Genomic DNA, 24,524 nt, shown 5'->3' with positions numbered 1-24,524 from the left:
GCCGGGGGCGGGGCGTGGCGCGCGGTGCTCGGAGAACTGGGGGGGCGAAGGAGCCCGGGGTCGCGGGGGGGGCGGGGGGGGCGGGCCGCGGCCCCCCGCTGGGGGACGGGCCGCTGCCGCCGGCCGGGTCCGCGGGTGCCGGCCCGGGCCTTCGGCCCGGACCGCGGCGGCGGCGCGGGCCGCAGGCCGGAGGGACCGGGTCAGGGGGTCGTCAGGCCCCGCAGGATCAGGTCCACCACCGCCGTGAAGTCCGTCTCGATCGCCGGGTTCTTCCATTCGGGCGCGTGGCACGGGTCGTGGAAGCGGGCCGTGGCCTGGAAGACGGCGCGGGCCGCGACCGCCGGGTCCGTCGCGGTGAAGGCGCCCGACGCGACGCCGTCCTCGATGATCCGGGTCAGCTGCGCGGTGAGGTCGGCGATGTGCTCGCCGACCGCCGTGCCGTTCTCGTCCGTCAGCACCGTGTAGGTGGCGAACAGCTCGGGGTCGCCACCCGCCTTGTGCCGCTTGGCCTCGAACAGGGTCGCGAGCCAGGCCCGCAGCCGCTCCTGCGGGGCGTCCTCGCCCGCGACGATCCCGGCGAGCCGCTCCGAGGTGCGGTCCAGCCACCGCTTGGTCACGGCCTCGCGCAGGGCCGCCTTGGTGCGGAAGTGGCGGTAGACGCTGCCGTGACTGACGCCGAGCGCGCGGGCCACGTCCACCACGGTCGCCTTGGCCGGTCCGTGGCGGCGCAGCACCTCCTCGGTCGCTTCGAGGATGCGCTCGGTGGTCAGGATCTCGCTGGTCGGTGGCATGTCTAGACGGTACCCGGCGCCGGGATCAGCGTTCGCTGTCGAGCATGGCCATCTGTGCGGGGGCGTACCGGTCGCCGGCCACCGCGTCCGCCGGCACCGCGGCCTCGATGGCGGCGAGGTCGGACGCGTCCAGCCTCACGTCCAGCGCGCCCACGGCCTCGCCGAACCGCTCCCGGGTGCGGGCGCCGACCAGCGGGACGATGTCCTCGCCGCGGGAGAGCACCCAGGCGATGGCGATCTGGGCGACCGTGGCGCCCTTGTCCTCGGCGACCTTGCGCAGCGACTCGACCAGCGTGAGGTTGCGTCGGAGGTTGTCGCCCTGGAAGCGGGGCGAGTGGGCGCGGAAATCGTGCGCGGCCAGCTGCCGGTCGTCGGAGAAGTGGCCGGAGATCAGGCCGCGGGAGAGCACCCCGTAGGCGGTGACGGCGATGCCCAGTTCGCGCAGGGTGGGCAGGATCTCCCGCTCGGGACCGCGGGAGACGAGGGCGTACTCGATCTGGAGGTCGGCGATCGGGGCGGTCGCGGCGGCCCGGCGGATGGTGTCGGCGCCGACCTCGCTCAGGCCGATGTGCCGGACGTACCCCTTCTCGACGAGTTCGGCGATCGCGCCGACGGTCTCCTCGATCGGCACGTCGGGGTCGAGCCGCGCGGGCCGGTAGATGTCGATGTGGTCGACGCCGAGGCGCTGGAGGGAGTAGGCGGCGAAGGCCTTCACGGCGGCCGGGCGGCCGTCGAAGCCGGCCCAGTCGCCGTCCGGGCCGCGCAGGGCGCCGAACTTGACGCTGAGCAGCGCGTTGCGGCGCAGGGCGGCCGGCGCGGTGCGCAACGCCTCGCCGATCAGCAGCTCGTTGTGGCCCATGCCGTAGAAGTCGCCGGTGTCGAGCAGGGTGACGCCGGCTTCCAGGGCGGCGTGGAGGGTGGCGACGGACTCGGCGCGGTCCGCCTCGCCGTACATGCCGGACATGCCCATGCAGCCGAGGCCGAGGGCGGAGACCTGGGGGCCGGAGGTACCGAGGGTGCGGGTTGGCATCGTCATGACTCCAGCTTGCCATGACAGGTGACAGATTTCAATATCTGTCATTCCATACATGTCAGCGCCGCCCGGACAAGCCTCGGTGCGCACCCCCGCGTCCCCCGCCCCGATACGCACGAAGGCCCACCCCTCCGTGGAGGGGTGGACCTTCGTGCGTCGGGCGGGCGGGTCTCAGCAGCCGATCAGGCGCGAGGCGAGGTAGCCCTCGATCTGGTCCAGGGAGACGCGCTCCTGCTTCATCGAGTCACGCTCGCGGACGGTCACCGCGTTGTCGTCCAGCGTGTCGAAGTCGACCGTGACGCAGAACGGCGTACCGATCTCGTCCTGGCGGCGGTAGCGGCGGCCGATCGCGCCGGCGTCGTCGAACTCGATGTTCCAGTGCTGGCGCAGCGCCTGGGCGAGACCCTTGGCCTTCGGGGACAGCTCGGGGTTGCGGGACAGCGGCAGCACCGCGGCCTTCACCGGCGCCAGGCGGTGGTCCAGGCGCAGCACGGTCCGCTTCTCCATCTTGCCCTTGGCGTTCGGCGCCTCGTCCTCGACGTAGGCGTCGAGCAGGAAGGCCAGCATGGTGCGGCCGACACCGGCCGCGGGCTCGATGACGTACGGCGTCCAGCGCTCGCCGGCCTCCTGGTCGTAGTAGGCCAGGTCCTGGCCGGAGGCCTTGGAGTGCGCGCTCAGGTCGTAGTCGGTGCGGTTGGCGACACCCTCGAGCTCGCCCCACTCGCTGCCGCCGAACTGGAAGCGGTACTCGATGTCGGCGGTGCGCTTGGAGTAGTGGGAGAGCTTCTCCTTCGGGTGCTCGTACCAGCGCATGTTCTCCTCACGCAGGCCGAGGCCGGTGTACCAGCTCCAGCGCTGCTCCATCCAGTACTCCTGCCACTGCTCGTCCTCGCCCGGCTTGACGAAGAACTCCATCTCCATCTGCTCGAACTCGCGGGTGCGGAAGATGAAGTTGCCCGGCGTGATCTCGTTGCGGAAGGACTTGCCCATCTGGGCGATGCCGAACGGCGGCTTGCGGCGCGAGGTGGTCTGCACCTGGGCGAAGTTGGTGAAGATGCCCTGGGCGGTCTCGGGACGCAGGTAGGCGACGGAGCCGGAGTCCTGGGTCGGGCCGAGGTGGGTCGACAGCAGGCCGGAGAACTGCTTGGGCTCGGTGAACTGGCCCTTGTTGCCGCAGTTCGGGCAGTTGACGTCGGCGAGGCCGTTCTCGGGGGCGCGGCCCTTCTTCTCCTCGTACGCCTCTTCAAGGTGGTCCGCGCGGAACCGCTTGTGACAGGAGGTGCACTCGGTGAGCGGGTCGGTGAAGGTGGCGACGTGGCCGGAGGCGACCCAGACCTCGGGGGCCAGGATCACGGACGAGTCGAGACCGACCACGTCCTCGCGCGACGTCACCATGTAGCGCCACCACTGGCGCTTGATGTTCTCCTTGAGCTCGACACCCAGCGGTCCGTAGTCCCAGGCGGCACGCTGTCCGCCGTAGATCTCACTGCACGGGAAAACGAAGCCACGGCGCTTGCTCAGGCTGACGATGGTGTCGATCTTGTCGGCGGCCACGGTGCTCTCTTCATTACGACGACGGGCGACGAAGCGAGATGCTTCCAGCGAATGCTTCAGCGTACCGGCGCGGCCTCCCCCTCGACCAAATCGGGGGCCCTCCGGGCCGGGCAGAACGGGGCCGGTCCGGCGCTCTCAGCAGGCTTGTTGACAACGGTTTCCATGTTTGTTGAAAATGACTGTCATGAACGAACGACGACGCCTCATATCCGTGGCCGCGGCCACGGCCGCAACCGCCCTCGGACTGGCCACCCTGACCGCCTGCGGCGGGGACAGCGCGGCCGCGGGGAACACGGACAAGTTCGACGTCGTCGCGTCCTTCTACCCGATGGCCTACCTCGCCGAGCAGATCGGCGGCAGCCATGTGAACGTCACCAGCCTCACCGCGCCCGGCCAGGAACCGCACGACCTCGAGATCAGCGCCCGGCAGCGCGGCCGGGTCGAGCAGTCCGACGCGGTGCTCTACCTCAAGGGCCTGCAGCCGGCCGTCGACGACGCCGTCGCCCAGTCCGGGGCCCGCACCAAGATCGACGCCGCCTCGCTGACCACCCTGGAGAAGCACGGCAACGAGGTCGGCGGGCACGCCGCCGAGCACGACCACGAGCACGGCGAGGAGAGCGGCGGCCGCGACCCCCACATCTGGCTGGACCCGGTGCGCTACGCCGAGGTCGCCCGCGGTGTCGGCGCCGCCTTCGCCAAGGCCGACCCCGCCCACGCCGCGGACTACCGCAAGAACACCGACGCGCTGGTCGGCAAGCTCGACGCCCTGAACGCCGAGTTCGCCGCCGGGCTGAAGAACACGGAGACCAAGGTCTTCCTCACCACCCACGCCGCCTTCGGCTACCTCGCCGAGCGCTACGGCCTGACCGAGGAGGCCATCAACGGCCTCGACCCGGAGTCGGAGCCGAGCGCCGCCCGCGTGAAGGAGCTGGAGAAGATGGCGAAGGCCGACCACGTCTCCACCGTCTTCTACGAAACCCTCGTCAGCGACAAGACCGCGAAGACGGTCGCGCGGGACGCGGGCCTGAAGACCGACGTCCTCGACCCCATCGAGGGCATCACGAAGAAGTCCCGCGGCCAGGACTACCTCCAGGTCATGCGGGCGAACCTCAAGGCCCTGCAGAGCGCTCTGGGGACCAAGTGACCGACCGATCGGAGGGCGGCATGCCCGAGTCCGTCATATCCCTGCGCGGCGTGCGCGCCGAGCTGGGCGCGCGGCCCGTGCTGCGCGGCATCGACCTGAGCGTGCACCGCGGCGAGGTCGTCGCGCTGCTCGGCGCCAACGGCTCCGGCAAGTCCACCGCCGTGCGCAGCATCATCGGCCAGGTGCCGGTCAGCGACGGCGAGATCGAGCTGTTCGGCACCCCGCGCCGCAGCTTCCGGCAGTGGTCACGGGTCGGGTACGTCCCGCAGCGCACCACCGCGGCGGGCGGTGTCCCGGCGACCGTGACGGAGATCGTCTCCTCGGGACGGCTCTCCCGCACCCGCTTCGGCGTCTTCCGCAAGGCCGACCGCGAGGCCGTACGGCACGCCCTGGAGCTGGTCGGGATGGCGGACCGGGCCGGGGACTCGGTGAACGCCCTGTCCGGCGGGCAGCACCAGCGGGTGCTGATCGCGCGGGCCCTGGCCGCCGCACCCGAGCTGCTGATCATGGACGAGCCCATGGCCGGCGTCGACCTGGCCAGCCAGGAGGTGCTCGCCCACACCCTCAGGGGCCAGGTGGAGGCCGGCGCGACGGTCCTGCTCGTCCTGCACGAACTCGGGCCGCTGGAGCCCCTCATCGACCGCGCGGTGGTACTGCGCGACGGCTGCGTGCTGCACGACGGGCCACCGCCCAAGGCCGTCGGCCAGCACGCCCTGCCCGGCCACGACCACGTCCACCCGCACGCACCCGCGGGCACCGAACCTCTTCGCACGGGACTGCTGAGCTGATGGAACTCCTCGACTACGCCTTCATGCAGCGGGCGCTGCTCGCCGCCGTCCTGGTCGGCATCACGGCGCCCGCCGTCGGCATCTACCTGGTGCAGCGCCGCCAGGCCCTGATGGGCGACGGCATCGGCCACGTCGCGATGACGGGCGTCGGCCTCGGCTTCCTGCTGTCGGCGTCCCCGGTGTGGATGGCCACGCTGACGTCCGTGCTGGGCGCGGTGCTGATGGAGCTGATCCGCTGGTACGGCAGGACCCGCGGCGACATCGCCCTCGCGATGCTCTTCTACGGCGGCATGGCCGGCGGCGTGATGTTCATCAACCTCGCCCCCACCGGCTCCAACGCCAACCTCACGTCGTACCTCTTCGGCTCCCTGTCGACGGTGTCGCAGTCGGACGTCGTCGCGATCTGCCTGCTCGCCGCGTTCGTCGTGCTGGTCACGCTGGGGCTGCGCCGTCAGCTGTTCGCCGTCAGCCAGGACGAGGAGTTCGCGCGGGTGACCGGGCTGCCGGTGCGGGCGCTGAACCTGCTCACGGCCGTCACGGCCGCGGTGACCGTGACGGTCGCGATGCGCGTGGTCGGGCTGCTGCTCGTGAGCGCGCTCATGGTGGTCCCGGTCGCCGCCGCCCAGCAGATCGGCCGGAGCTTCGCGGCCACGTTCGCGATCGCCGTCGCGATCGGTGTCACCGTGACCCTCGGCGGCACCGTCACCTCGTACTACCAGGACGTGCCGCCCGGCGCGACGATCGTGCTGCTGACCATCGCGGCGTTCATCGCGCTCACCGCGGTGGCCGCCCCGCTGGCCCGGCGCCGCGCCCGCGCCCAGGCCGCCGCACAGCCCGGCGGGGACCCCGCGGAGTGCACCATCCCGGCCGGACGGCCCGCCCCGGACGAGATCGGCGTCTGACCGCGTCCCGGCCGGGCTGGCACAATGGCCCGGCAGGGGCAGACGCCGTCGAAGGAGGAAACCGGTGACGACCGCTGGACCGCCCGTGAAGGGCCGCGCCACCCGGCAGCGCGCCGCAGTGGCGGCGGCGCTCGACGAGGTGGACGAGTTCCGCAGCGCGCAGGAGCTCCACGACATGCTCAAGCACAAGGGCGACGCGGTCGGGCTCACCACGGTGTACCGCACCCTGCAGTCCCTCGCCGAGGCCGGTGAGGTCGACGTCCTGCGCACGTCCGACGGCGAGTCCGTCTACCGCCGGTGCTCCACCGGTGAGCACCACCACCACCTGGTCTGCCGGTCCTGCGGCAAGGCCGTCGAGGTGGAGGGGCCGGCGGTGGAGAAGTGGGCCGAGGCGATCGCTTCCGAGCACGGGTTCGTGAACGTGGCGCACACCGTGGAGATCTTCGGGACCTGTGCGGAGTGCGCTGCGGGTTGAACCGGTTCGCCGGAGCGCCGTTTCGGTGCCTGTGCGTCGGCGGGTGCGGATTCGGTTGTTGCCGGGCGCGCGGTTCCCCGCGCCCCTTTCGGTCGGCCTGCTCCCGTTCTTCAGACGCGCCGTAGGTTGGCGGCCAAGATCGCGCGCAGGCGGTCCACGTCCTCGGGGGTGCGGGCGCCTCGCTTGGCCAGGACCACCGAGCAGCGGCCTGCTCGGTCGGGGCTGCGGAGGATGAAGACGCCGTCCGACTCGGCGTAACTGCCGTAGTTGGCCCAGCCTGTGCGCACGTCCGCGTGGGCGCTCACCTGGCGCACGCCCGCCGCGCCGACGGACGCCCGGATCACGCCGTGGTGCTGCTGCGCCTTGCGGAGCTGGCCGGCCGACATGCGCGGTACGGAGAGCATCAGCACTCCCCACACGATCAGTGCGATGCCGATCCCGAGGTCGTCCAAGGGACTGATGACGAGCAGTACCACCCCGATCAGGGCGGCCGTCGCCCCCAGCGCCGGGTGGTACAGCAGCCCTACGAACCCTTTGTGCTTGCGCAGCATCAGCCGGACCGCGTCCGTCATGTCCTGCTGTTCGAGGGTGTACTCCAGCTCGACCACGTCGTCCTGAACGACGTCCCGCCCCATGTCCATGACCATGAGGCGGGATCGTACGGCACCTGCGATCAGCCTTCCTGGCGGCCCTCCATCGCCAGCAGCTCCTCGTTGGGGATGGCGCCGCCGAAGCGGCGGTCGCGGGAGGCGTACTCCAGGCAGGCCCGCCACAGGTCGCGGCGGTCGAAGTCGGGCCACAGCACGTCCTGGAAGACCATTTCGGCGTAGGCGGACTGCCACAGCAGGTAGTTGGAGGTGCGCTGCTCGCCGCTGGGCCGCAGGAACAGGTCGACGTCCGGCATGTCCGGGTAGTACAGGTACTTCGCCAGGGTCTTCTCGTTGACCTTCGACGGGTCGAGGCGGCCCGCCTTCACGTCCTCGGCGAGGGCCTGCGCGGCGTCGGCGATCTCGGCGCGGCCGCCGTAGTTCATGCAGAAGTACAGGGTGAGCCGGTCGTTGCCCCTGGTCTGCTCCTGGGCGATCTGGAGCTCCTTGGCGACGGACTTCCACAGCTTGGGCATGCGGCCCACCCAGCGCACCCGCACACCCAGTTCGTCGAGGGTGTCGCGGGTCTTGCGGATGAAGTCGCGGTTGAAGTTCATCAGGAAGCGGACCTCGTCGGGCGAACGCTTCCAGTTCTCGGTGGAGAACGCGTACAGCGAGATGCTGCCGACGCCGATCTCGATGGCGCCCTGGAGGACGTCCAGCACGCGCTCGGCGCCGACCTTGTGGCCCTCGGTGCGGGGCAGCCCGCGCTCCTTGGCCCAGCGGCCGTTGCCGTCCATGACGATCGCCACGTGGCCGGGGACCAGTTCCCCGGGGAGCTTCGGGGGCCGCGCGCCGGACGGGTGCGGCTCCGGCGTCCTGTACTCACGGCGCTGGCGCCCCAGGAACCCGCGTACGGCCATGTGCTTCTCGTCTCCTTCGGTGTTTCTACTGTTCGACGTACCTCAGGGAACGCAGACCGCGCTCCAGATGCCAGTGCAGGTAGGCGGAGACCAGTCCGCTGCCCTCCCGGACGTACCGCGGCTCGCAGGCGTCCGCGCTCTCCCAGTCTCCCGTAAGCAGCGCACCGAGCAGCGCCAGGGTCTGCGGGGAGGGCACCACGCAGCCGGGCACCCGGCAGTCGACGCACAGGGAGCCGCCGGAGGCGACGGAGAAGAACCGGTTCGGACCGGGCATGCCGCACTTCGCGCAGTCGCTGAAGCTGGGCGCGTAGCCGTTCACGGCGAGCGAGCGCAGCAGGAAGGCGTCGAGGACCAGGTTCGGCGCGTGCTCGCCGCGGGCGAGGGTGCGCAGCGCGCCCACCAGCAGCAGGTACTGCTGGACGGCCGGCTCGCCCTCGTGGTCGGTGAAGCGCTCGGCGGTCTCCAGCATGGCCGTCCCGGCGGTGTACCGGGCGTAGTCGGCGACGATCCCGCCGCCGTACGGCGCGATGGTCTCACTCTGCGTGCACAGCGGCAGGCCCCGGCCCACCAGCTCGCTCCCGCGGGCGAAGAACTGCACGTCGACGTGGGAGAAGGGCTCCAGCCTGGCGCCGAATTTCGACTTGGTCCGCCGCACTCCGCGGGCCACGGCCCGCACCCGGCCGTGTCCGCGCGTCAGCAACGTGATGATGCGGTCCGCCTCACCCAGCTTCTGGGTGCGCAGCACGATGCCGTCGTCGCGGAACAGACTCATGGACCCATTGTGCCCTCACGGCGCACCCGCCAGGACCGGTCACCGGCTGTGCACGACCGTTCACCTCCGTGCCGGCCGGACCCGGCGTGCCCGGATGCCCGCCCTGCGCCCGCAGGGGGGTAAACCCCCGCAGGGACAAGGCTGTTGGCCGGATGGGGCGGCGGGCGCGGTTCCGGGAGGCTCGTCGGCATGACATCGATCAAGCGTCCTGCCGCGCTCGCCGCCGCCTCCGCCGTCCTGCTCTCCCTCGCCACGCCGCTCACCGCGGCCGCCGCCACCGCCGCGCCCGCCGGGCGCGCGGCCCTCGCCTGGGGGCCGTGTCCCGGGGCCGCGCCCGACTCGCGGCAGGAGTGCGCGACCCTCGCCGTCCCGCTGGACCACAGCCGCCCGGGCGGCCCGCTGATCGACCTCGCCGTCTCCCGGGTGCGCAGTGAGAGGCCCGGGGCGCGGCGCGGTGTGCTGCTGATGATCCCCGGCGGGCCGGGCGGCTCCAGCCTGAACGATCCCTCGGGCAAGGGGCGGAAGCTGCCGCAGGCGGTCCGTGACGCCTACGACCTGGTGGGGTTCGCGCCGCGCGGGCTGGCGCCCTCGACGGCCGTCGACTGCGGGCTCGACCACGCCGACCTGGCGATCTCGCGGCTGCGGCCCTGGCCGGCCGCGGACGGCTCGGTCGACGGGAACATGGCCACCGCCCGCCGCATGGCCGACGCCTGCGCCCGCAACGGCGGTGAGCTGCTGCGGCACATGAGCACCGTCGACGAGGCCCGGGACATCGACCGCATCCGGGCCGCGCTGGGCGAGCGGCGCCTCTCGGCGTGGGGTGTGTCGTACGGCACGTATGTCGGCGCGGTCTACAGCCAGTTGTTCCCGCGGCGCACCGACCGCATCGTGCTGGACAGCAACGACGACCCCGATCCCGCCCGGGTCTCGCGGGGCTGGCTCGCGGCGCACGAGCAGGGCGTGGAGGACGTGTTCCCGGAGTTCGCGAAGCGCGTGTCGGCGCCCGGCCACCCCTACCGGGTCGCGGACACACCCGAGGGGGTCCGCCGGGAGTTCCTGCGGCTGGCCGCCGAGCTGGACCGCCGGCCGCTGCCCTGGCCCGGCGCCAACCCGCCGGAGCTGAACGGCAACGTGCTGCGCCAGACCATGCTGGACGACCTGTACGACCCCGACCGGTTCGACGACCTGGCGCGGCTGATGACCGCCGCCCGCGAGGGCACGCTGCCGCCGGCGCCGGCCGGGCCGCCGGACGCGGTGCTGCAGAACGTGGCCGCGGTGGGCGCCGCCACCCTGTGCAACGACGTGGCGTGGCCGTCGGACCCCGCGGTCTACCGGAAGGACGTCGACGTCAGCCGCAAGGCGTACCCGCTGACCGCCGGCATGCCGCGCAACGCGATGGTGTGCGCCGCGTGGCCGTACCCGCCGCGGCAGGCGCCGGTGCGGATCACCGGCCGGGGGCCGTCGAACGTCCTGCTCGTGCAGAATGAGCGCGACGTGGCCACGCCGCTCGCCGGGGCGCGCAGGCTCCGCGAGGCGCTGGGCCGGCGCGCGGTCATGGTCACGGTGGACTCCACGGGCCACGACGCCTACCTCGCCAACGGCAACGCGTGCGGCGACGACACGGTCTCGCGCTTCCTGGCGACGGGTGAGCGCCCGGCCGGTGACGTGTACTGCCGCTGACGCCCGGCCGGTGACGTACGCCGCGCCGAGCGTCTTCCGCCGCCCGGGCAACCGAATCCGCGCGATCGGTGGTCTGGGGGGCGAGGAGGGTGCTTGATGCAGGCCGAACTGGAGGACCGGTTCCATGATTTCGTCGCCGCCAGATGGTCGCACCTGGTGCGGACCGCGTATCTGCTCACCGGCGACGCGCACCACGCCGAGGATCTGACGCAGACGGCGCTGGCGAAGGCGTACCGGTCGTGGCGGCGCGTGGCGCGCAGTGACAACCCGGAGGCGTACGTCCGGCGGATGCTCGTCAGCTGCAACAGCGACCGCTTCCGCAAACGGCGGGTCGCCGAGTCGCTGACGTCGGCGCCGCCGGAGCGGGCGGGGCGGGACGACGTGGCGTGGTCCGACGAGCGGGGTGTGCTGATGACGGCGCTGGCCCAACTGCCGCCCCGGCAGCGGGCGGTGGTGGTCATGCGGTACTGGGAGGACCTGCCGGAGGCGGAGGTGGCCGAGGTGCTCGGCTGCTCGCCGGGCACGGTCAAGAGCCAGGCGTCCAAGGGGCTGGCGAAGTTGCGTACGTATCCGGGGCTGATGGAGTTCGCCGGCGGGTCCGGCGGGCGAGGAGGCGGCAGGTGAGCGGGGAACAGCACGAGCGGGACGGGGCGTTCGAGGAGCGGTTGCGGCAGCTGATGTCGCAGGACGCCTACGAGATCCGTCCGGCGCCGGCGCCGTATCCGCAGATCCGGCGGCAGGGTGCGCTGGAGCGGCGGCGCCGGGTGGCGGCGGCCGGGGCGGCGCTGGTGGTGCTGACGGCGCTGCCGGTGGGCGCGTACGCGCTGGGCGGCGACCGGTCGGGCACGGCGGACACCGCGGCGCCGCGTCCCTCGGTCACCGCACCGGTGAGGCCGGCGCCCGCCCAGTCGCGGGCGCCGTCGGCTCCGGCGGAGCCCGCCGAGCCCGGGCGGCAGCTCCTGGACGGGATCACCTTCGCCCAGGCGTCGGACGGGCTGGACAAGTGCCTCGCGTACGACCGGGAGAGCAACAAGGACCTGCGTGGTCCGGCGCGCGGGACCGACCTGGGGAAGGCCGCCGACTACCGGATCATCCTGGCCATGCACGCCACGGGTGACTCCAACACCCCGGGTGACGGGATGTTCGTCGTCGCCGTCAAGGACGCGCCCCGGCTGACCCGGCTGATCTGCACCGTCAAGGGCGGCGAGGCACAGGGGTTGAACACCAGCGGCGGCGGTGTCGGCGCGGACGACTCCGCGCCCGTGTCGACCGACATGAACGGCGGCAGGCTGTACCAGCAGTCCTTCATCGACAAGGGCAAGTGGAAGCTTCCCTTCCGCTGGGGTTTCATCGGCACGGCGAAGCCGTCGGTGGCCCGGGTGACGGTGTCGTACGGCGGTGCCACGGACGAGGCGGTGCTGGACCACGGCTGGTTCGTGGCCTCGGGCACGCTGCACCGCGAGGTCACCAGGGCGCCGCACGTCAAGGGCTACGACGCCGCCGGCAAGCTCGTCTACGACTCGGACCGCGACCCGACGTACGACAAGACGCTGCCGTAGCCCTTCCCCGGTACGGTCGGACGCGAGGAGGCCGGGTCGCGCCCCGCGGCCCGGTCCGCCGCAGCGTCCCAGGGAGCCGCAGATGACCGTGCCCGCCCCGCTGACCGGTGTGATCCCGCCGGTGTGCACGCCACTGACCGAGGAGCGGGAGGTGGACGTGGACTCGCTGCTGCGGCTGGTCGACCATCTGGTGGCGGGCGGGGTGCACGCGCTGTTTGTGCTCGGCTCGACGTCGGAGGCCGCGTATCTGCCGGACCGGCAGCGGCGGCTGGTCGTCGAGAGTGTCGTGGGACACGTGGGCGGACAGCTGCCCGTGCTGGCCGGGGCGGTCGACATGAGCACGGCGCGGGTGCTGGACCAGGTGGACGCGGTGGTGGCGGCGGGCGCGGACGCGGTCGTGGTCACCGCCCCGTTCTACGTGCGCACCCACCCGGCGGAGACCGAGCGCCACTACCGGGCCGTCGCCGCGGGCAGCCCGGTCCCGGTCCTGGCGTACGACATCCCGGTGTCCGTTCCGGGCCGCCCGCCCGCCGACGTCGTGCTGCGGCTGGCCGCCGACGGGGTGCTGGCGGGACTGAAGGACTCCAGCGGTGACCTGGCCGGTTTCCGGGAGATCGCCGTCGGTGCCCGCGCCCACCCCGGCTTCAGCGTGCTGACCGGCTCGGAGCTGCTCGTCGACGCGGCGCTGGCCCTGGGCGCGCACGGGGCGGTCCCGGGGCTCGCCAACGTCGACCCACACGGCTATGTCCGCCTGGACCGGCTGTGCCGGGCCGGTGACCGGGAGCGGGCCCGGCTGGAACAGGAGCGCCTCGCCGCGCTGTTCGGCCTGGTCCGGGCCGGTGACCCGGCCCGGATGGGGGCCGGTTCCTCGGCTCTGGGCGCGTTCAAGACGGCGCTGCATCTGCGCGGTGTGATCGCCTGTCCGGCGACGGCCCGGCCCCAGGTCCCGCTGTCCCCGCCGGAGGTGCGGACGGTGGAGCGGCACCTGGTGGCGGCGGGGCTGCTCTGATCCCTGCCCCCGGAGCCGTCACCCGTCGGACGGCGTGCGCGCCACGGCGGCGGGGTTGCTCCGGCCTCGCGCCCCGGGAGCGGTCAGGAGGGCGTGCGCGCCTCCTCCAGCAGGCGGGTGACGTCCTGCGTGCACAGGGTCAGCGCGGCCCCGACCGTCGCGAGGGTGTCGCGCTCGGCCGGGGTGTAGGAGCCGTCGGCCAGCGCGATACGGGCGCCGGTCAGCAGGATCGATTCGCGGCCGACGCACGCCAGGTGCGGGGCGAGCGGGTCGAGGGCCTCGTGCAGCTCTATGCCGAGTCCGGCGGTGCCGGGCCGGCCGGGCTGGGCGCGGCCGGTGTCCTCCTCGACCGCCTCGACGAGCGCGGCGAGCTGTTCCTCGGTGCAGTCCGGGAATCCGGCGGCGCGCACGGCGACCGCGGCGGTCTCCAGCGCCGTGCGGGAGGAGGTGCCGCCCGCGCAGAGCACGGCGACGGCGACCGTGTGCACGGCGTCGCGCAGCATCGCCGAGAAGCGGGTCGTGGTGGGGTGGTCGAGCACGTCCGTGCCGAAGTGGCGGTGGCAGGCGGCGCATTCGACGACCGGCCCGGACGCGCCGCGCGGCAGGACGGGCAGACCGAGCAGGGTGAGCCGGCGCCGGCCGGTCAGGCGCTGGTAGTTGCGGTCGCCGCCGCAGCCGGGGCAGAAGAACTCGCCGTCGCCGACGGGCGTCCAGGCGATGCGGGTGCCCAGGATGCGCGTCAAAGCGCCGGCATGGCCGTTGTGTCCCCGGACTGGCAGCACGTCGCACCTCCGTAACCCCACGGCAACATCGCCGAGCGCTTGCGTGATGTTAGCCACATCCATGAGGCGGAGTCAGCACCCTGGACGAGACCTTTCCGTGACCTCGGGGCGAGTTGGCGCGAAAACGACGGGGGCCCCGGCCGCCGTTCCCGGCGGTCGGGGCCCGAAAACTCCCGGTGAGGAGGGTCAGCGAGCGGCGCGGTTGACGGCGGAGACGACCGCCTTCAGCGACGCACGCGTCGTGTTCGCGTCGATGCCGATCCCCCACAGGACCTTGTCGCCGATCGCGCATTCGATATAGGAGGCGGCCTGCGCGGAGGCGCCCTCGCTCATCGTGTGCTCCTGGTAGTCCAGCAGGCGTACGTCCAGGCCCAGGCCCTCCAGGGCGTTGAAGAAGGCCGAGATCGGACCGTTGCCGGAGCCGGTCAGGACGGTGTCCACGCCGTCGACCGTCGCCTCGACCGTGAGCGTGTCCACGCCGTCGGTGTCGGTGGTCGACTGGCCGGTCCTGACCTGGATGCGGCCCCAGGGGTTCTGCGGGTTCGGCAGGTACTCGTCCTGGAAGACCGCCCAGATCTCCTTCGGCGTGATCTCGCCGCCCTCGGCGTCGGTCTTCGCCTGGATGATCCGGGAGAACTCGATCTGCATCCGGCGCGGCAGGTCCAGCTTGTGGTCGTTCTTCAGGACGTAGGAGATGCCGCCCTTGCCGGACTGCGAGTTGACCCGGATGACCGCCTCGTACGAACGCCCCACGTCCTTGGGGTCGATGGGCAGGTACGGCACGGCCCACTCGATGTCGTCGACGGTGACGCCCTTGGCCCTGGCGTCGGCCTCCATGGCGTCGAAGCCCTTCTTGATGGCGTCCTGGTGGGAGCCGGAGAAGGACGTGTAGACCAGGTCGCCCACGTACGGGTGGCGCGGGTGGACCTCCATCTGGTTGCAGTACTCCCACGTACGACGGATCTCGTCGATGTCGGAGAAGTCGATCTGAGGGTCGACGCCCTGGGAGAACAGGTTCATGCCCAGGGTGACCAGGTCGACGTTGCCGGTGCGCTCGCCCTGCCCGAACAGGCAGCCCTCGACGCGGTCGGCGCCGGCCATCACGGCCAGCTCGGCCGCCGCCACGGCCGTGCCGCGGTCGTTGTGCGGGTGGACGGACAGGCAGACGTACTCGCGGCGGGTCAGGTTGCGGTGCATCCACTCGAAACGGTCCGCGTGCGTGGACGGCGTCGAACGCTCCACGGTGGCGGGCAGGTTGAGGATGATCTCGCGGCCCGGGCCCGGCTGGTAGACGTCCATGACCGCCTCGCAGACCTCCAGGGCGAAGTCCAGCTCGGTGTCGGTGAAGATCTCGGGGCTGTACTGGTAGCCGAACTCGGTCTCCGGACCCAGCAGCTTCTCGGCGTACTCCATCACCAGACGCGTGCCGTCGACGGCGATCTGCTTGATGTCGTCCTTGGACCCGCGGAAGACGACCCGGCGGAAGACCGGGGCGGTGGCGTTGTACAGGTGGACGGTCGCGCGCCTGGCGCCCTTCAGCGACTCCACGGTCCGCTCGATCAGGTCCTCGCGGGCCTGGGTCAGTACGGAGATCGTGACGTCGTCGGGGATCGCACCCTCTTCCTCGATGATCGAGCGCACGAAGTCGAAGTCGGTCTGGCCGGAGGCGGGGAAGCCGACCTCGATCTCCTTGTAGCCCATCCTGACCAGCTGGTCGAACATCCGGCGCTTGCGCTCGGGCGACATCGGGTCGATCAGGGACTGGTTGCCGTCGCGCAGGTCGGTGGACAGCCACCGAGGCGCTGCGGTGATCCGCTTCTCGGGCCAGGTGCGGTCGGGGATCTCGACCTGCTCGTAACCGCGGTACTTGTGGATCGGCATCGGGCTGGGCTGCTGGCGGTTCGCCATGATCGCGTGGGCTCCTGAGGTGTGCGGGAAGGTCCCGGTGTCCGGAAGGACGGCCGACGACGCAACGCCAAGCTCCGCGGGGAGGGAGTCGGCCTTTCCTACAGGCCCTCGCCGCGGCAGCTAAGAAGAAGCAGCCCGAAACGCATGATGCTCCGCAGCCTAGCCGAGCCACCCCGGGGACGAGAGGCCTGTCCCAGTATGCGGGACCGGCACCACAAAGGGGACAAAAAGTGCGCTGTACCACATCCCCGCACAGGAGGCCGCGCCGCCGTAGCACAGCGTGACGGTGCGCGGCGTTCACTGTCCCGGTATTTCACCAATCATGGTGGCAGGTAGTGACACGCTCATCACGCAGTGCAAAGGTGCCGTGCATGACGACTCACGGGGGCCACCAGCCCAGCCACCAGCCCGTGTTCTGCACGATCGTCCCGCCGCACATCCTCGACCACCTCGCCCGCCACGAGGACCCCGCGCTCTCCGGACCGGCCCGCCGCTCCCTGCAGCGCGACGCCTTCGAGCGCACCCAGCGGCGCCTGACCACCGTGATCGGCGCGCCGGCCGTCGCCGCGCCGCCCGGAGCCCCGGCCGATCAGCCGCACCGCACCATCTACGACGCCCGGCACACCCAGGACCTGCCCGGCACGAAGGTCCGCGAGGAGGGCGCCGAGCCCGGCTCCGACGCCACCGTCAACCGCGCCTACGCCGGCCTCGGCGCCACCTTCGAGCTGTATCTGAAGGCGTACGGCCGCCACTCCATCGACGGCAACGGGCTGCCGCTGGACGCCACCGTGCACTACGACGAGAACTACGACAACGCCTTCTGGAACGGCGAGCAGATGGTCTTCGGCGACGGGGACAACGAGATCTTCCTGGACTTCACCATCCCGGTCGACGTCATCGGCCACGAGCTGACCCACGGCGTCACGCAGCACACCGCGAACCTGGAGTACTTCGGGCAGTCCGGCGCGCTGAACGAGTCGCTCTCGGATGTCTTCGGCTCGCTGATCAAGCAGTACACGCTCGGCCAGACCGCCGCCGAGGCCGACTGGCTGATCGGCGCCGGCCTGCTGGCGCCGCGCGTCACGGGCGTGGCCCTGCGCTCGATGAAGGCCCCCGGCACGGCGTACGACGACGACGTCCTCGGCAAGGACCCGCAGCCCGGCACGATGGACGGCTATGTGCGCACCGGCCGGGACAACGGCGGGGTGCACATCAACTCCGGCATCCCGAACCACGCCTTCTACCTCGTCGCCACCGCGCTCGGCGGTCACGCCTGGGAGAAGGCCGGGCAGGTCTGGTACGACGTGCTCACCGGCGGCGAGCTGAAGGAGGACGCCCTGTTCGCCGACTTCGCCACGCTGACCGTGAAGGCGGCCCGCGAGCGCTACGGCGCCGGGGACGAACTCCAGGCCGTGCAGAAGGCGTGGGAACAGGTCGGGGTGCGGACGCTGTAGCCGGGTCCGGGTGCGGACACCGGCGTTTGGTACTAGACAGTCCCCCATGCGTATTCATGTGCGGCGCACGGGCGGTTTCGCGGGCATCGAGCGACAGGGCGAGGTGGACACCGCGGGCCGCCCGGACGAGGCGGAGTGGCGGTCACTGGCCGAGCGGGCGCTGGCCGCGGGCCGCTCCACCCCGCCGGCGGGGGTTCCCGACGGCTTCGGCTACCGGATCACGGTCGACGGGACGACGGTGTACGCCGCCGATCCCCACCTCACCGAGGAGCAGCGCACGCTGATCTCGCGGGTGCTGAAGGAGGGTGCCTGAACGCCCTTGTCGCGCAGGGGTGTTGACGTGGGTTACCGCCGGTACGGATGATCCGGCCATGGCGACGGATCCGATGCCGCAGTTCCCGCCCGGCTTTCTGTGGGGCGTGTCCACCTCGGCCCACCAGATCGAGGGGGCCGCCGACGAACGCGCCCCCTCCGTCTGGGACGCGTTCACGGCCGAGCCGGGCCGGGTGAAGGACGGCTCGACGGCCGCGGTGGCCTGCGACCACTACCACCGCCACCGCGAGGACGTCGCGCTGCTGGCCGGCCTCGGCGTGGACGCGTACCGCTTCTCGATCTCCTGGCCCCGGGTGGCCTCGCCCGGCGGCCTCGACTTCTACGACCGCCTGGTGGACGACCTGGGCGCGGCGGGCGTGCGCCCGGTGCCGACGCTCTTCCACTGGGACCTGCCGGTGGACCTGGACTGGCTGGAGCGGGACACGGCGCACCGTTTCGCCGACCACGTCACGACGGTCGCCGACCGCCTGGGTGACCGCGTGCACCAGTGGATCACCCTCAACGAACCGGCCGAGCACACACTGCTGGGCCACGCGCTCGGGGTGCACGCCCCCGGCAAGCGGCTGCTGTTCGACGCGCTGCCGGCCGCCCACCACCAGCTCCTCGCCCACGGTCTCGCGGTCCGGGCGCTGCGGGCGTCCGGCGCGGCGTCGGCCGGTATCGCCAACTCGCACGGACCGACCTGGCCGGCGTCCCCGGCGGAACCCGACCGGGAGGCGGCGGACCTCTACGACGTCCTCCTCAACCGCCTCTTCGCCGACCCCGTCCTGCTCGGCACCTACCCGGAGGGGCTGGCCGAGCTGATGCCCGGGGACGTCGAGGCGGACCTGAAGGTGATCGCCGAGCCGCTCGACTTCTACGGCGTCAACTACTACGCCCCGACGAAGGTGGGCGCCCCGCAGGGCACGGACGACGAGTTCGGCGGGGTGCCGCTGCCGGCCGAACTGCCCTTCTCCGTCCGGCCGATCGAGGGCGTCCCGGTCACCGACTTCGGCTGGCCGGTGGTGCCGCAGGCGCTGACGGAACTCCTCACGGCCTTCCACGACCGCTACGGCGCACGGCTGCCCCCGGTCGTCATCACCGAGAACGGCTGCAGCTACGAGGGCGTCGACGACCAGGACCGCATCGCCTACCTGGACGCCCACATCAGGGCCCTGCACGCGGCCATGGACGCCGGGGTCGACGTCCGCGGCTACTTCGTCTGGTCGCTGCTGGACAACTTCGAGTGGGCCGAGGGGTACGCCCGCCGCTTCGGCCTGGTCCACGTGGACCACACCACCCAGCGGCGGACCCCGAAGGCGTCGTACACCTGGTTCCGGGAGCTGCTGCGGGACCAGCGCTGACGGACGCCGTCCTCGGGGCGGCCGGAAGGCCGGGGACCGAGGCGGCGACCGAAAGGACGCGCCTCGGAGCGGCGACCGGCCTCAGAAGCCCAGCTTGCGCAACTGCTTCGGGTCGCGCTGCCAGTCCTTGGCGACCTTCACGTGCAGGTCGAGGTAGACCGGGGTACCCAGCAGCGCCTCGATCTGGCGCCGGGACTTGATCCCGACCTCCTTCAGCCGCTTGCCCTTGGGGCCGATGATGATCCCCTTCTGGCTGGGCCGCTCGATGTAGACGTTGGCGTGGATGTCCAGCAGCGGCCGGTCCGCGGGGCGGTCCTCGCGCGGGAGCATCTCCTCCACGACCACCGCAATGGAGTGCGGCAGCTCGTCGCGGACGCCCTCCAGCGCGGCCTCCCGGATCAGCTCGGCCACCATCACCTGCTCGGGCTCGTCCGTCAGGTCACCCTCGGGATAGAGCGCCGGGCCCTCCGGCAGCAGCGGGATCAGCAGGTCGGCCAGCAGGTCCACCTGCTTGCCCGCGGTCGCCGAGACCGGCACGATCTCCGCCCATTCGATGCCCAGCTCCTTGCCCAGCTGGTCGATCGCGATCAGCTGCTCGGCGAGGGCCTTGGAGTCGACCAGGTCGGTCTTGGTGACGATGGCGACCTTCGGGGACTTCTTGATCCCGGCCAGCTCCTTGGCGATGAAGCGGTCACCGGGGCCGATCTTCTCGTTCGCCGGCAGACAGAAGCCGATCACGTCGACCTCGGCCCACGTCGTGCGGACGACGTCGTTGAGCCGCTCGCCCAGCAGCGTGCGCGGCTTGTGCAGCCCGGGGGTGTCCACCAGGATCAGCTGGGCGTCCGGCCGGTGCACGATCCCGCGTACCGTGTGCCGCGTCGTCTGGGGCTGGTCCGCTGTGATCGCCACCTTCTGCCCCACCAAAGCGTTCGTGAGGGTGGACTTGCCCGCGTTGGGGCGGCCCACGAAGCAGGCGAAGCCGGCGCGGTGGACGTTGTCGCCCGGCTGCTCGGATGACTGGGTACGAACGCTCATGGCGTTCATTGTCCCTGATCCACGAGGCCCCGCCGTACGCGTGCGCCGGGCCCCGTCCCACGGTGAGCTTCCGGTAACGCTCAGGCAATGAAACGTCGCGGAAACACACCCGTACGCGCCCGGAAACGCACATGGGTGAACCTCTGACGCAGCCCCCGCACCGTTGGAGACGCCCGTGACACTCGCCGCCGCGCACGTCGACACCGGCGACACCGCCTGGCTGCTCGCCGCGACCGCCCTCGTCCTGCTGATGACCCCGGGCCTGGCCCTGTTCTACGGCGGCATGGTCCGCGCGAAGAGCGTCCTCAACATGCTGATGATGAGCTTCGTGTCGATCGCCCTGGTCACCGTGGTCTGGCTGGCGGCCGGCTACTCGCTGGCCTTCGGCGACGACGCCTTCGCCGGGCTCATCGGGGGGCTCGGGCAGGCCGGCATGCGCGGCCTCGGCCCGGGCAGCGTCCACGGCACCGTCCCCACCGTGCTCTTCGCCACCTTCCAGCTCACCTTCGCGATCATCACGGCCGCGCTGATCAGCGGCGCCGTCGCGGACCGGACGAAGTTCAGCGCGTGGCTGGTCTTCGTGCCGCTGTGGGCGCTGCTGGTATACGTTCCCGTCACCCACTGGGTGTGGGGCCCGGGCGGCTGGATCGGGCACGGACTCGGCGCCCTCGACTTCGCCGGCGGTCTCCCCGTGGAGATCACCTCCGGCGCCTCCGGCCTCGCCCTGTGCCTGGTCCTCGGGCCGCGTCTGGGCTTCAAGAAGGACGCGATGCGGCCGCACAACCTGCCGATGGTGGTCCTCGGCGCCGGTCTGCTGTGGTTCGGCTGGTTCGGGTTCAACGCCGGCTCGGCGCTCGGTGCGAACGGTCTGGCGGCCGAGGCGTTCCTGAACACCCTCGCCGCCGGCTGCACCGGCCTGCTCGGCTGGCTCTTCGTCGAGCAGCGGCGCGACGGCCACCCGACCACGCTGGGCGCCGCCTCCGGCGCGGTCGCCGGCCTGGTCGCGATCACCCCGTCCTGCGGGACGGTGTCGCTGCTCGGCTCGCTGGTCGTGGGCCTCGCCGCCGGCGTGGTCTGCTCCTACGCGGTCAGCTGGAAGTTCAAGCTGAACTACGACGACTCCCTGGACGTCGTCGGCGTCCACCTGGTCGGCGGGATCATCGGCACCCTCATGATCGGCCTGTTCGCCGAGAAGGCGATGACCGGCGGCGTCGAGGGACTGCTCCACGGCGGCGGAATCGCCCCGCTCGGCAAGCAGCTGGTCGCCGTGATCGTCGTGGCGGGATACGCCTTCGCGGTCACGTACGGCCTCGGCAGGGCGCTCGACAAGGTCATGGGCCTGCGGGCGGACGAGGAGCAGGAGCACACGGGCCTGGACCTTACGGTGCACGCGGAGACGGCATACGATCACGGCGTCCTGGGCCACGGCGCCCCGGTCGCCCACTCGCTCGTCACCGCCGACCGGAAGGTCACCTCCCAGGCATGAAGCTCATCACCGCGATCGTCAAGCCCTACCGCCTCGACGAGGTCAAGACCGCGCTCCAGGAGCTGGGCATCCAGGGCCTGACCGTGAGCGAGGCGAGCGGCTACGGCCGCCAGCGCGGCCACACCGAGGTGTACCGGGGCGCCGAGTACCAGATCGACCTGGTGCCCAAGGTGCGGATCGAGGTGGTCGTCGAGGACGCGCTGGCCGAGGACGTCATCGACGCGATCGTGAAGGCCGCGCAGACCGGCAAGATCGGCGACGGCAAGGTGTGGGCGCTGCCCGTCGACACGGTCGTCCGGGTCCGCACCGGCGAGCGCGGACCCGACGCCCTGTAGCCCTGACGCCCCGCAGACCTTCTCAGCCCGCCGAGACGGTCTGCCGGACCTCGCCGTCGGGGCCCGCCAGCAGCACCGGCGTCCCGGCCCCGCCGAGGTCACGTACGGCGGCCAGGTCCTCCGCGGTCGCCGACTCCGCGTCCGTCACCACCGCCGCCGCCTCCAGCGACTTGGCGCCGGACGCCACGGCCATGGCGACGGCCGTGCGCAGCGCGCTCAGCTTCAGCGAGTCCAGCGCGACGGTCCCGGCCACGTACGTACGGCCGGTGTCGTCGCGGACGGCGGCACCCTCGGGCACACCGTTGCGGGCCCGGGCCGATCGGGCCAGGGTGACGATCTTGCGGTCCTCGGGGTCGAGCGCGTTGGTGTCGGTCATGCCCCGAGCATACGAACAAGCTGACGGCACGTCCGGCCATGGGGTCCCTCGCCGGGGCACCGCCGCAGTTCCGGGGTCAGGGCCGGTCCAGCCGCAGGCGCTCCGCGCGGGGCAGGCCGGCCACGACCAGGTCGTAGGAGTCCTCCACCAGCTCGCGGACCAGGCGGTCGGGGAGGCCGCCGTCCACGGTGACCGTGTTCCAGTGGCGCTTGTTCATGTGCCAGCCCGGCACGATCAGTCCCTCGTGCTCGCGGCGCAGCCGGATCGCGTCCTCCGGGTCGCACTTGAGGTTGACCGTCAGGGGCCGCGCGTCCAGCTGGGTCAGCGCGAACATCTTGCCCAGCACCTTGAACACCGAGACCTCGGGACGGAACGGGAAGTCCTCCTCGGCCTCGTTGAACGACAGGCACAGGGCGCGCAGCTCCTTGGGGGTCACTCCGCCCTCTCCTCCTCGCCGCCGGGCTCGTCCGCCGGGGCGACCGGCTCGACCAGCACCGTGACGATCTTGTTGCGGCGGCCGGCCGCGGACTCGGCCGTCAGCCGCAGCTTCCGGCCGTCGGGCAGTTCGACGACGCTGGAGGCGCCGGCGATGGGCACGCGGCCGAGGGCCTTGGCGAGCAGACCGCCGACGGTCTCCACGTCCTCGTCGTCGAAGGCCTCCAGGCCGTACAGCTCGCCGAGGTCGCCGATGTCGAGACGGGCGGTGACCCGGAAGCGGTCGGCGCCCAGCTCCTCCACGGGCGGCAGCTCCCGGTCGTACTCGTCGGTGATCTCGCCGACGATCTCCTCGAGGATGTCCTCGATGGTGACGATGCCGGCCGTGCCGCCGTACTCGTCGATGACGACGGCGACGTGGTTGCGCTCCTTCTGCATCTCCCGCAGCAGGTCGCCGGCGTTCTTGGTGTCCGGGACGAACACGGCGGGGCGCATCGCCGTGGAGACCAGCTCGCTCTCGGCGTCCCGGTTGATGTGCGTCTTGCGGGTCAGGTCCTTCAGATAGACGATCCCGACGATGTCGTCCTCGTTCTCGCCGGTGACCGGGATGCGGGAGAACCCCGAGCGCAGGGCGAGGGTGAGGGCCTGCCGGATCGTCTTGTACCGCTCGATCGTGACCAGGTCGGTGCGCGGCACCATGACCTCGCGCACGAGCGTGTCGCCCAGCTCGAACACCGAGTGGACCATGCGCCGCTCGTCGGCCTCGATCAGCGACTCGGCCTCGGCGAGGTCGACCAGCGCGCGCAGCTCCGCCTCGGAGGCGAACGGGCCGCGGCGGAAGCCCTTGCCGGGGGTGAGCGCGTTGCCGATGAGGATCAGCAGCGACGGGATGGGGCCCATGACCCGGGCGAGCGGCAGCAGGACGTACGCCGCCGCGGTCGCGGTGTTCAGCGGGTGCTGGCGGCCGATGGTGCGCGGGGAGACCCCGACGGCGACGTACGACACGAGCACCATCACGGCGATGGCGACGAGCAGCGCGGTGGCGGTGCCCTCGAACTCCTGCAGGCAGGCGTAGGTGATCAGCGCGGCGGCGGCCATCTCGCAGGCGACGCGGACCAGCAGCGCCACGTTGAGGTAGCGGGTGGGGTCGGCGGCGATCTGGGCGAGCCTGTCGCTGCCGCGCCGGCCGGACTTGACGGCTTCCTCGGCGCGGAAGCTGGAGACCCGCGCCAGGCCCGCCTCCGCGCAGGCGGCGAGCCAGGCGACGACGACCAGGGCGATCGCGCCGAGCACGAGCTGTGGACTCATGGGCCTACGACACGGTGGGCGCCGGCGACGGGCCGGTCATGCCCCGCTCCGCGCGCCAGCCGTCCACGATGGCCGCCTGCAGGCCGAACATCTCGGCCTTCTCGTCCGGCTCCTCGTGGTCGTAGCCCAGCAGGTGCAGCACTCCGTGGACGGTGAGCAGCTGGAGCTCCTCGTCCATGGAGTGCTGCGTCGGCGCGTCGGCGCCCTGCTTGGCGGCGACCTCCGGGCACAGCACGATGTCGCCGAGCAGGCCCTGCGGGGGCTCGTCGTCGTCCTTGGACGGCGGCCGCAGCTCGTCCATCGGGAAGGACATGACATCGGTGGGTCCGGGCAGGTCCATCCACTGCACATGGAGCTGCTCCATGGCGTCGGCGTCCACGACGATCACCGAGAGCTCGGAGAGCGGGTGGATGCGCATCCGTGCGAGCGCGTAGCGGGCGATGTCGAGGATCGCCTGCTCGTCGACCTCGGTTCCGGACTCGTTGTTGACGTCGATCGACATGGTGCTGTGT

At 71.9% G+C, this 24,524-nt stretch carries 26 protein-coding genes; 13 read left to right on the top strand and 13 right to left on the bottom strand.

Annotation, left to right across the window (positions count from 1 at the left end; all coding sequences use genetic code 11):
* Positions 1-200: 200 nt before the first annotated feature.
* From AB0E88_RS29800 to AB0E88_RS29790, 3 genes are all read right to left on the bottom strand, one after another.
* Positions 201-791 carry a TetR family transcriptional regulator gene (locus tag AB0E88_RS29800; protein ID WP_361636960.1) on the bottom strand — a complete coding sequence of 197 codons (591 nt, stop codon included), beginning with the start codon at positions 789-791 and terminating at the stop codon, positions 201-203.
* Between the two features lie 25 nt (positions 792-816).
* On the bottom strand, positions 817-1,827 hold the full coding sequence (locus AB0E88_RS29795) for an aldo/keto reductase (protein WP_361636958.1): 1,011 nt from the start codon (positions 1,825-1,827) through the stop codon (positions 817-819).
* Positions 1,828-1,995: 168 nt separating this feature from the next.
* Positions 1,996-3,378 (bottom strand): glycine--tRNA ligase, encoded by a 1,383-nt coding sequence (locus AB0E88_RS29790; protein WP_361636955.1) that lies wholly within the window; start codon positions 3,376-3,378, stop codon positions 1,996-1,998.
* 184 nt (positions 3,379-3,562) lie between these two features.
* Between AB0E88_RS29790 and AB0E88_RS29785 the strand changes: the two genes are divergently transcribed.
* The 4 genes from AB0E88_RS29785 to AB0E88_RS29770 all read left to right on the top strand — a co-directional run bounded on the left by AB0E88_RS29785 (position 3,563) and on the right by AB0E88_RS29770 (position 6,687).
* Positions 3,563-4,522: a metal ABC transporter substrate-binding protein gene (locus AB0E88_RS29785; protein WP_361636953.1), complete on the top strand. Its 960-nt coding sequence runs from the start codon at positions 3,563-3,565 to the stop codon at positions 4,520-4,522.
* 20 nt (positions 4,523-4,542) lie between these two features.
* A complete protein-coding gene (locus AB0E88_RS29780; protein WP_361636950.1) occupies positions 4,543-5,310 on the top strand; it encodes a metal ABC transporter ATP-binding protein in 768 nt (255 codons plus the stop codon).
* Positions 5,310-6,212 (top strand): metal ABC transporter permease, encoded by a 903-nt coding sequence (locus AB0E88_RS29775; protein ID WP_361636948.1) that lies wholly within the window; start codon positions 5,310-5,312, stop codon positions 6,210-6,212. The genes AB0E88_RS29780 and AB0E88_RS29775 overlap by 1 nt, the downstream gene beginning before the upstream one ends.
* 64 nt (positions 6,213-6,276) lie before the next feature.
* The gene (locus AB0E88_RS29770) at positions 6,277-6,687 is read left to right on the top strand and encodes a transcriptional repressor (RefSeq protein WP_361636945.1); all 411 of its coding nucleotides are present in this window, start codon (positions 6,277-6,279) and stop codon (positions 6,685-6,687) included.
* Between the two features lie 110 nt (positions 6,688-6,797).
* Here the strand turns inward: AB0E88_RS29770 and AB0E88_RS29765 are convergent, their stop codons facing one another.
* From AB0E88_RS29765 to recO, 3 genes are read right to left on the bottom strand one after another with little or no spacing between them, the layout of a single operon-like run.
* On the bottom strand, positions 6,798-7,334 hold the full coding sequence (locus tag AB0E88_RS29765) for a hypothetical protein (protein ID WP_361636942.1): 537 nt from the start codon (positions 7,332-7,334) through the stop codon (positions 6,798-6,800).
* A gap of 26 nt (positions 7,335-7,360) precedes the next feature.
* Positions 7,361-8,197, bottom strand: a complete 837-nt coding sequence (locus tag AB0E88_RS29760) for an isoprenyl transferase (protein WP_361636939.1) — start codon at positions 8,195-8,197, stop codon at positions 7,361-7,363.
* Between the two features lie 25 nt (positions 8,198-8,222).
* Positions 8,223-8,969, bottom strand: a complete 747-nt coding sequence (gene recO, locus AB0E88_RS29755) for a DNA repair protein RecO (RefSeq protein ID WP_361636936.1) — start codon at positions 8,967-8,969, stop codon at positions 8,223-8,225.
* A 189-nt stretch (positions 8,970-9,158) separates the two neighbouring features.
* Here recO and AB0E88_RS29750 point away from each other — a divergent pair, with 189 nt between their 5' ends.
* The 4 genes from AB0E88_RS29750 to AB0E88_RS29735 all read left to right on the top strand — a co-directional run bounded on the left by AB0E88_RS29750 (position 9,159) and on the right by AB0E88_RS29735 (position 13,217).
* Positions 9,159-10,649, top strand: coding sequence for an alpha/beta hydrolase (locus AB0E88_RS29750; protein ID WP_361636933.1), 1,491 nt, complete (start codon positions 9,159-9,161; stop codon positions 10,647-10,649).
* A 96-nt stretch (positions 10,650-10,745) separates the two neighbouring features.
* Positions 10,746-11,273, top strand: a complete 528-nt coding sequence (locus AB0E88_RS29745) for a SigE family RNA polymerase sigma factor (RefSeq protein ID WP_361636930.1) — start codon at positions 10,746-10,748, stop codon at positions 11,271-11,273.
* The gene (locus AB0E88_RS29740; RefSeq protein WP_361636927.1) at positions 11,270-12,208 is read left to right on the top strand and encodes a hypothetical protein; all 939 of its coding nucleotides are present in this window, start codon (positions 11,270-11,272) and stop codon (positions 12,206-12,208) included. Before AB0E88_RS29745 ends, AB0E88_RS29740 begins: the two co-directional genes overlap by 4 nt.
* An 82-nt stretch (positions 12,209-12,290) precedes the next feature.
* Positions 12,291-13,217 carry a dihydrodipicolinate synthase family protein gene (locus AB0E88_RS29735; RefSeq protein WP_361636925.1) on the top strand — a complete coding sequence of 309 codons (927 nt, stop codon included), beginning with the start codon at positions 12,291-12,293 and terminating at the stop codon, positions 13,215-13,217.
* A gap of 83 nt (positions 13,218-13,300) precedes the next feature.
* On the opposite strand, the gene AB0E88_RS29730 is transcribed toward AB0E88_RS29735, so the two are convergent.
* The gene (locus AB0E88_RS29730; protein ID WP_361636922.1) at positions 13,301-13,999 is read right to left on the bottom strand and encodes a TerB family tellurite resistance protein; all 699 of its coding nucleotides are present in this window, start codon (positions 13,997-13,999) and stop codon (positions 13,301-13,303) included.
* Between the two features lie 186 nt (positions 14,000-14,185).
* On the bottom strand, positions 14,186-15,907 hold the full coding sequence (gene leuA, locus AB0E88_RS29725) for a 2-isopropylmalate synthase (protein ID WP_361636919.1): 1,722 nt from the start codon (positions 15,905-15,907) through the stop codon (positions 14,186-14,188).
* Positions 15,908-16,278: 371 nt separating this feature from the next.
* On the opposite strand from leuA, the gene AB0E88_RS29720 reads away from it, so the two are divergent.
* Genes AB0E88_RS29720 through AB0E88_RS29710 form a run of 3 tightly spaced genes read left to right on the top strand, consistent with a single transcriptional unit; the run spans position 16,279 to position 19,037 of the window.
* Entirely contained in the window at positions 16,279-17,361 is a 1,083-nt protein-coding gene (locus AB0E88_RS29720; protein ID WP_361636916.1) for a M4 family metallopeptidase, read from the top strand.
* A gap of 46 nt (positions 17,362-17,407) precedes the next feature.
* Positions 17,408-17,674: a protealysin inhibitor emfourin gene (locus tag AB0E88_RS29715; protein ID WP_361636914.1), complete on the top strand. Its 267-nt coding sequence runs from the start codon at positions 17,408-17,410 to the stop codon at positions 17,672-17,674.
* A gap of 58 nt (positions 17,675-17,732) precedes the next feature.
* Entirely contained in the window at positions 17,733-19,037 is a 1,305-nt protein-coding gene (locus AB0E88_RS29710; protein WP_361636911.1) for a GH1 family beta-glucosidase, read from the top strand.
* A gap of 81 nt (positions 19,038-19,118) precedes the next feature.
* Here AB0E88_RS29710 and era read toward each other — a convergent pair whose 3' ends face one another.
* A complete protein-coding gene (gene era, locus AB0E88_RS29705) occupies positions 19,119-20,072 on the bottom strand; it encodes a GTPase Era (RefSeq protein WP_361636908.1) in 954 nt (317 codons plus the stop codon).
* Between the two features lie 175 nt (positions 20,073-20,247).
* Here era and AB0E88_RS29700 point away from each other — a divergent pair, with 175 nt between their 5' ends.
* Positions 20,248-21,558, top strand: a complete 1,311-nt coding sequence (locus tag AB0E88_RS29700; RefSeq protein ID WP_361636905.1) for an ammonium transporter — start codon at positions 20,248-20,250, stop codon at positions 21,556-21,558.
* The gene (locus AB0E88_RS29695; RefSeq protein ID WP_103785321.1) at positions 21,555-21,893 is read left to right on the top strand and encodes a P-II family nitrogen regulator; all 339 of its coding nucleotides are present in this window, start codon (positions 21,555-21,557) and stop codon (positions 21,891-21,893) included. The genes AB0E88_RS29700 and AB0E88_RS29695 overlap by 4 nt, the downstream gene beginning before the upstream one ends.
* Before the next feature lie 22 nt (positions 21,894-21,915).
* On the opposite strand, the gene AB0E88_RS29690 is transcribed toward AB0E88_RS29695, so the two are convergent.
* From AB0E88_RS29690 to ybeY, 4 genes are all read right to left on the bottom strand, one after another.
* Positions 21,916-22,269 carry a cytidine deaminase gene (locus AB0E88_RS29690; RefSeq protein WP_361636903.1) on the bottom strand — a complete coding sequence of 118 codons (354 nt, stop codon included), beginning with the start codon at positions 22,267-22,269 and terminating at the stop codon, positions 21,916-21,918.
* A 76-nt stretch (positions 22,270-22,345) separates the two neighbouring features.
* Positions 22,346-22,705 (bottom strand): MmcQ/YjbR family DNA-binding protein, encoded by a 360-nt coding sequence (locus tag AB0E88_RS29685; protein ID WP_361636900.1) that lies wholly within the window; start codon positions 22,703-22,705, stop codon positions 22,346-22,348.
* Positions 22,702-24,012 carry a hemolysin family protein gene (locus AB0E88_RS29680; RefSeq protein ID WP_361636898.1) on the bottom strand — a complete coding sequence of 437 codons (1,311 nt, stop codon included), beginning with the start codon at positions 24,010-24,012 and terminating at the stop codon, positions 22,702-22,704. Before AB0E88_RS29680 ends, AB0E88_RS29685 begins: the two co-directional genes overlap by 4 nt.
* A gap of 4 nt (positions 24,013-24,016) precedes the next feature.
* Positions 24,017-24,514 (bottom strand): rRNA maturation RNase YbeY, encoded by a 498-nt coding sequence (gene ybeY / locus AB0E88_RS29675; RefSeq protein WP_361636895.1) that lies wholly within the window; start codon positions 24,512-24,514, stop codon positions 24,017-24,019.
* Positions 24,515-24,524 lie beyond the last annotated feature (10 nt).

Origin of the sequence: Streptomyces sp. NPDC028635 (assembly GCF_040637635.1) — a bacterium.
GTDB lineage: Bacteria > Actinomycetota > Actinomycetes > Streptomycetales > Streptomycetaceae > Streptomyces.
The sequence above is the reverse complement of the archived record's forward strand: the minus strand, read 5'-3'. Positions and strand labels throughout refer to the sequence as shown.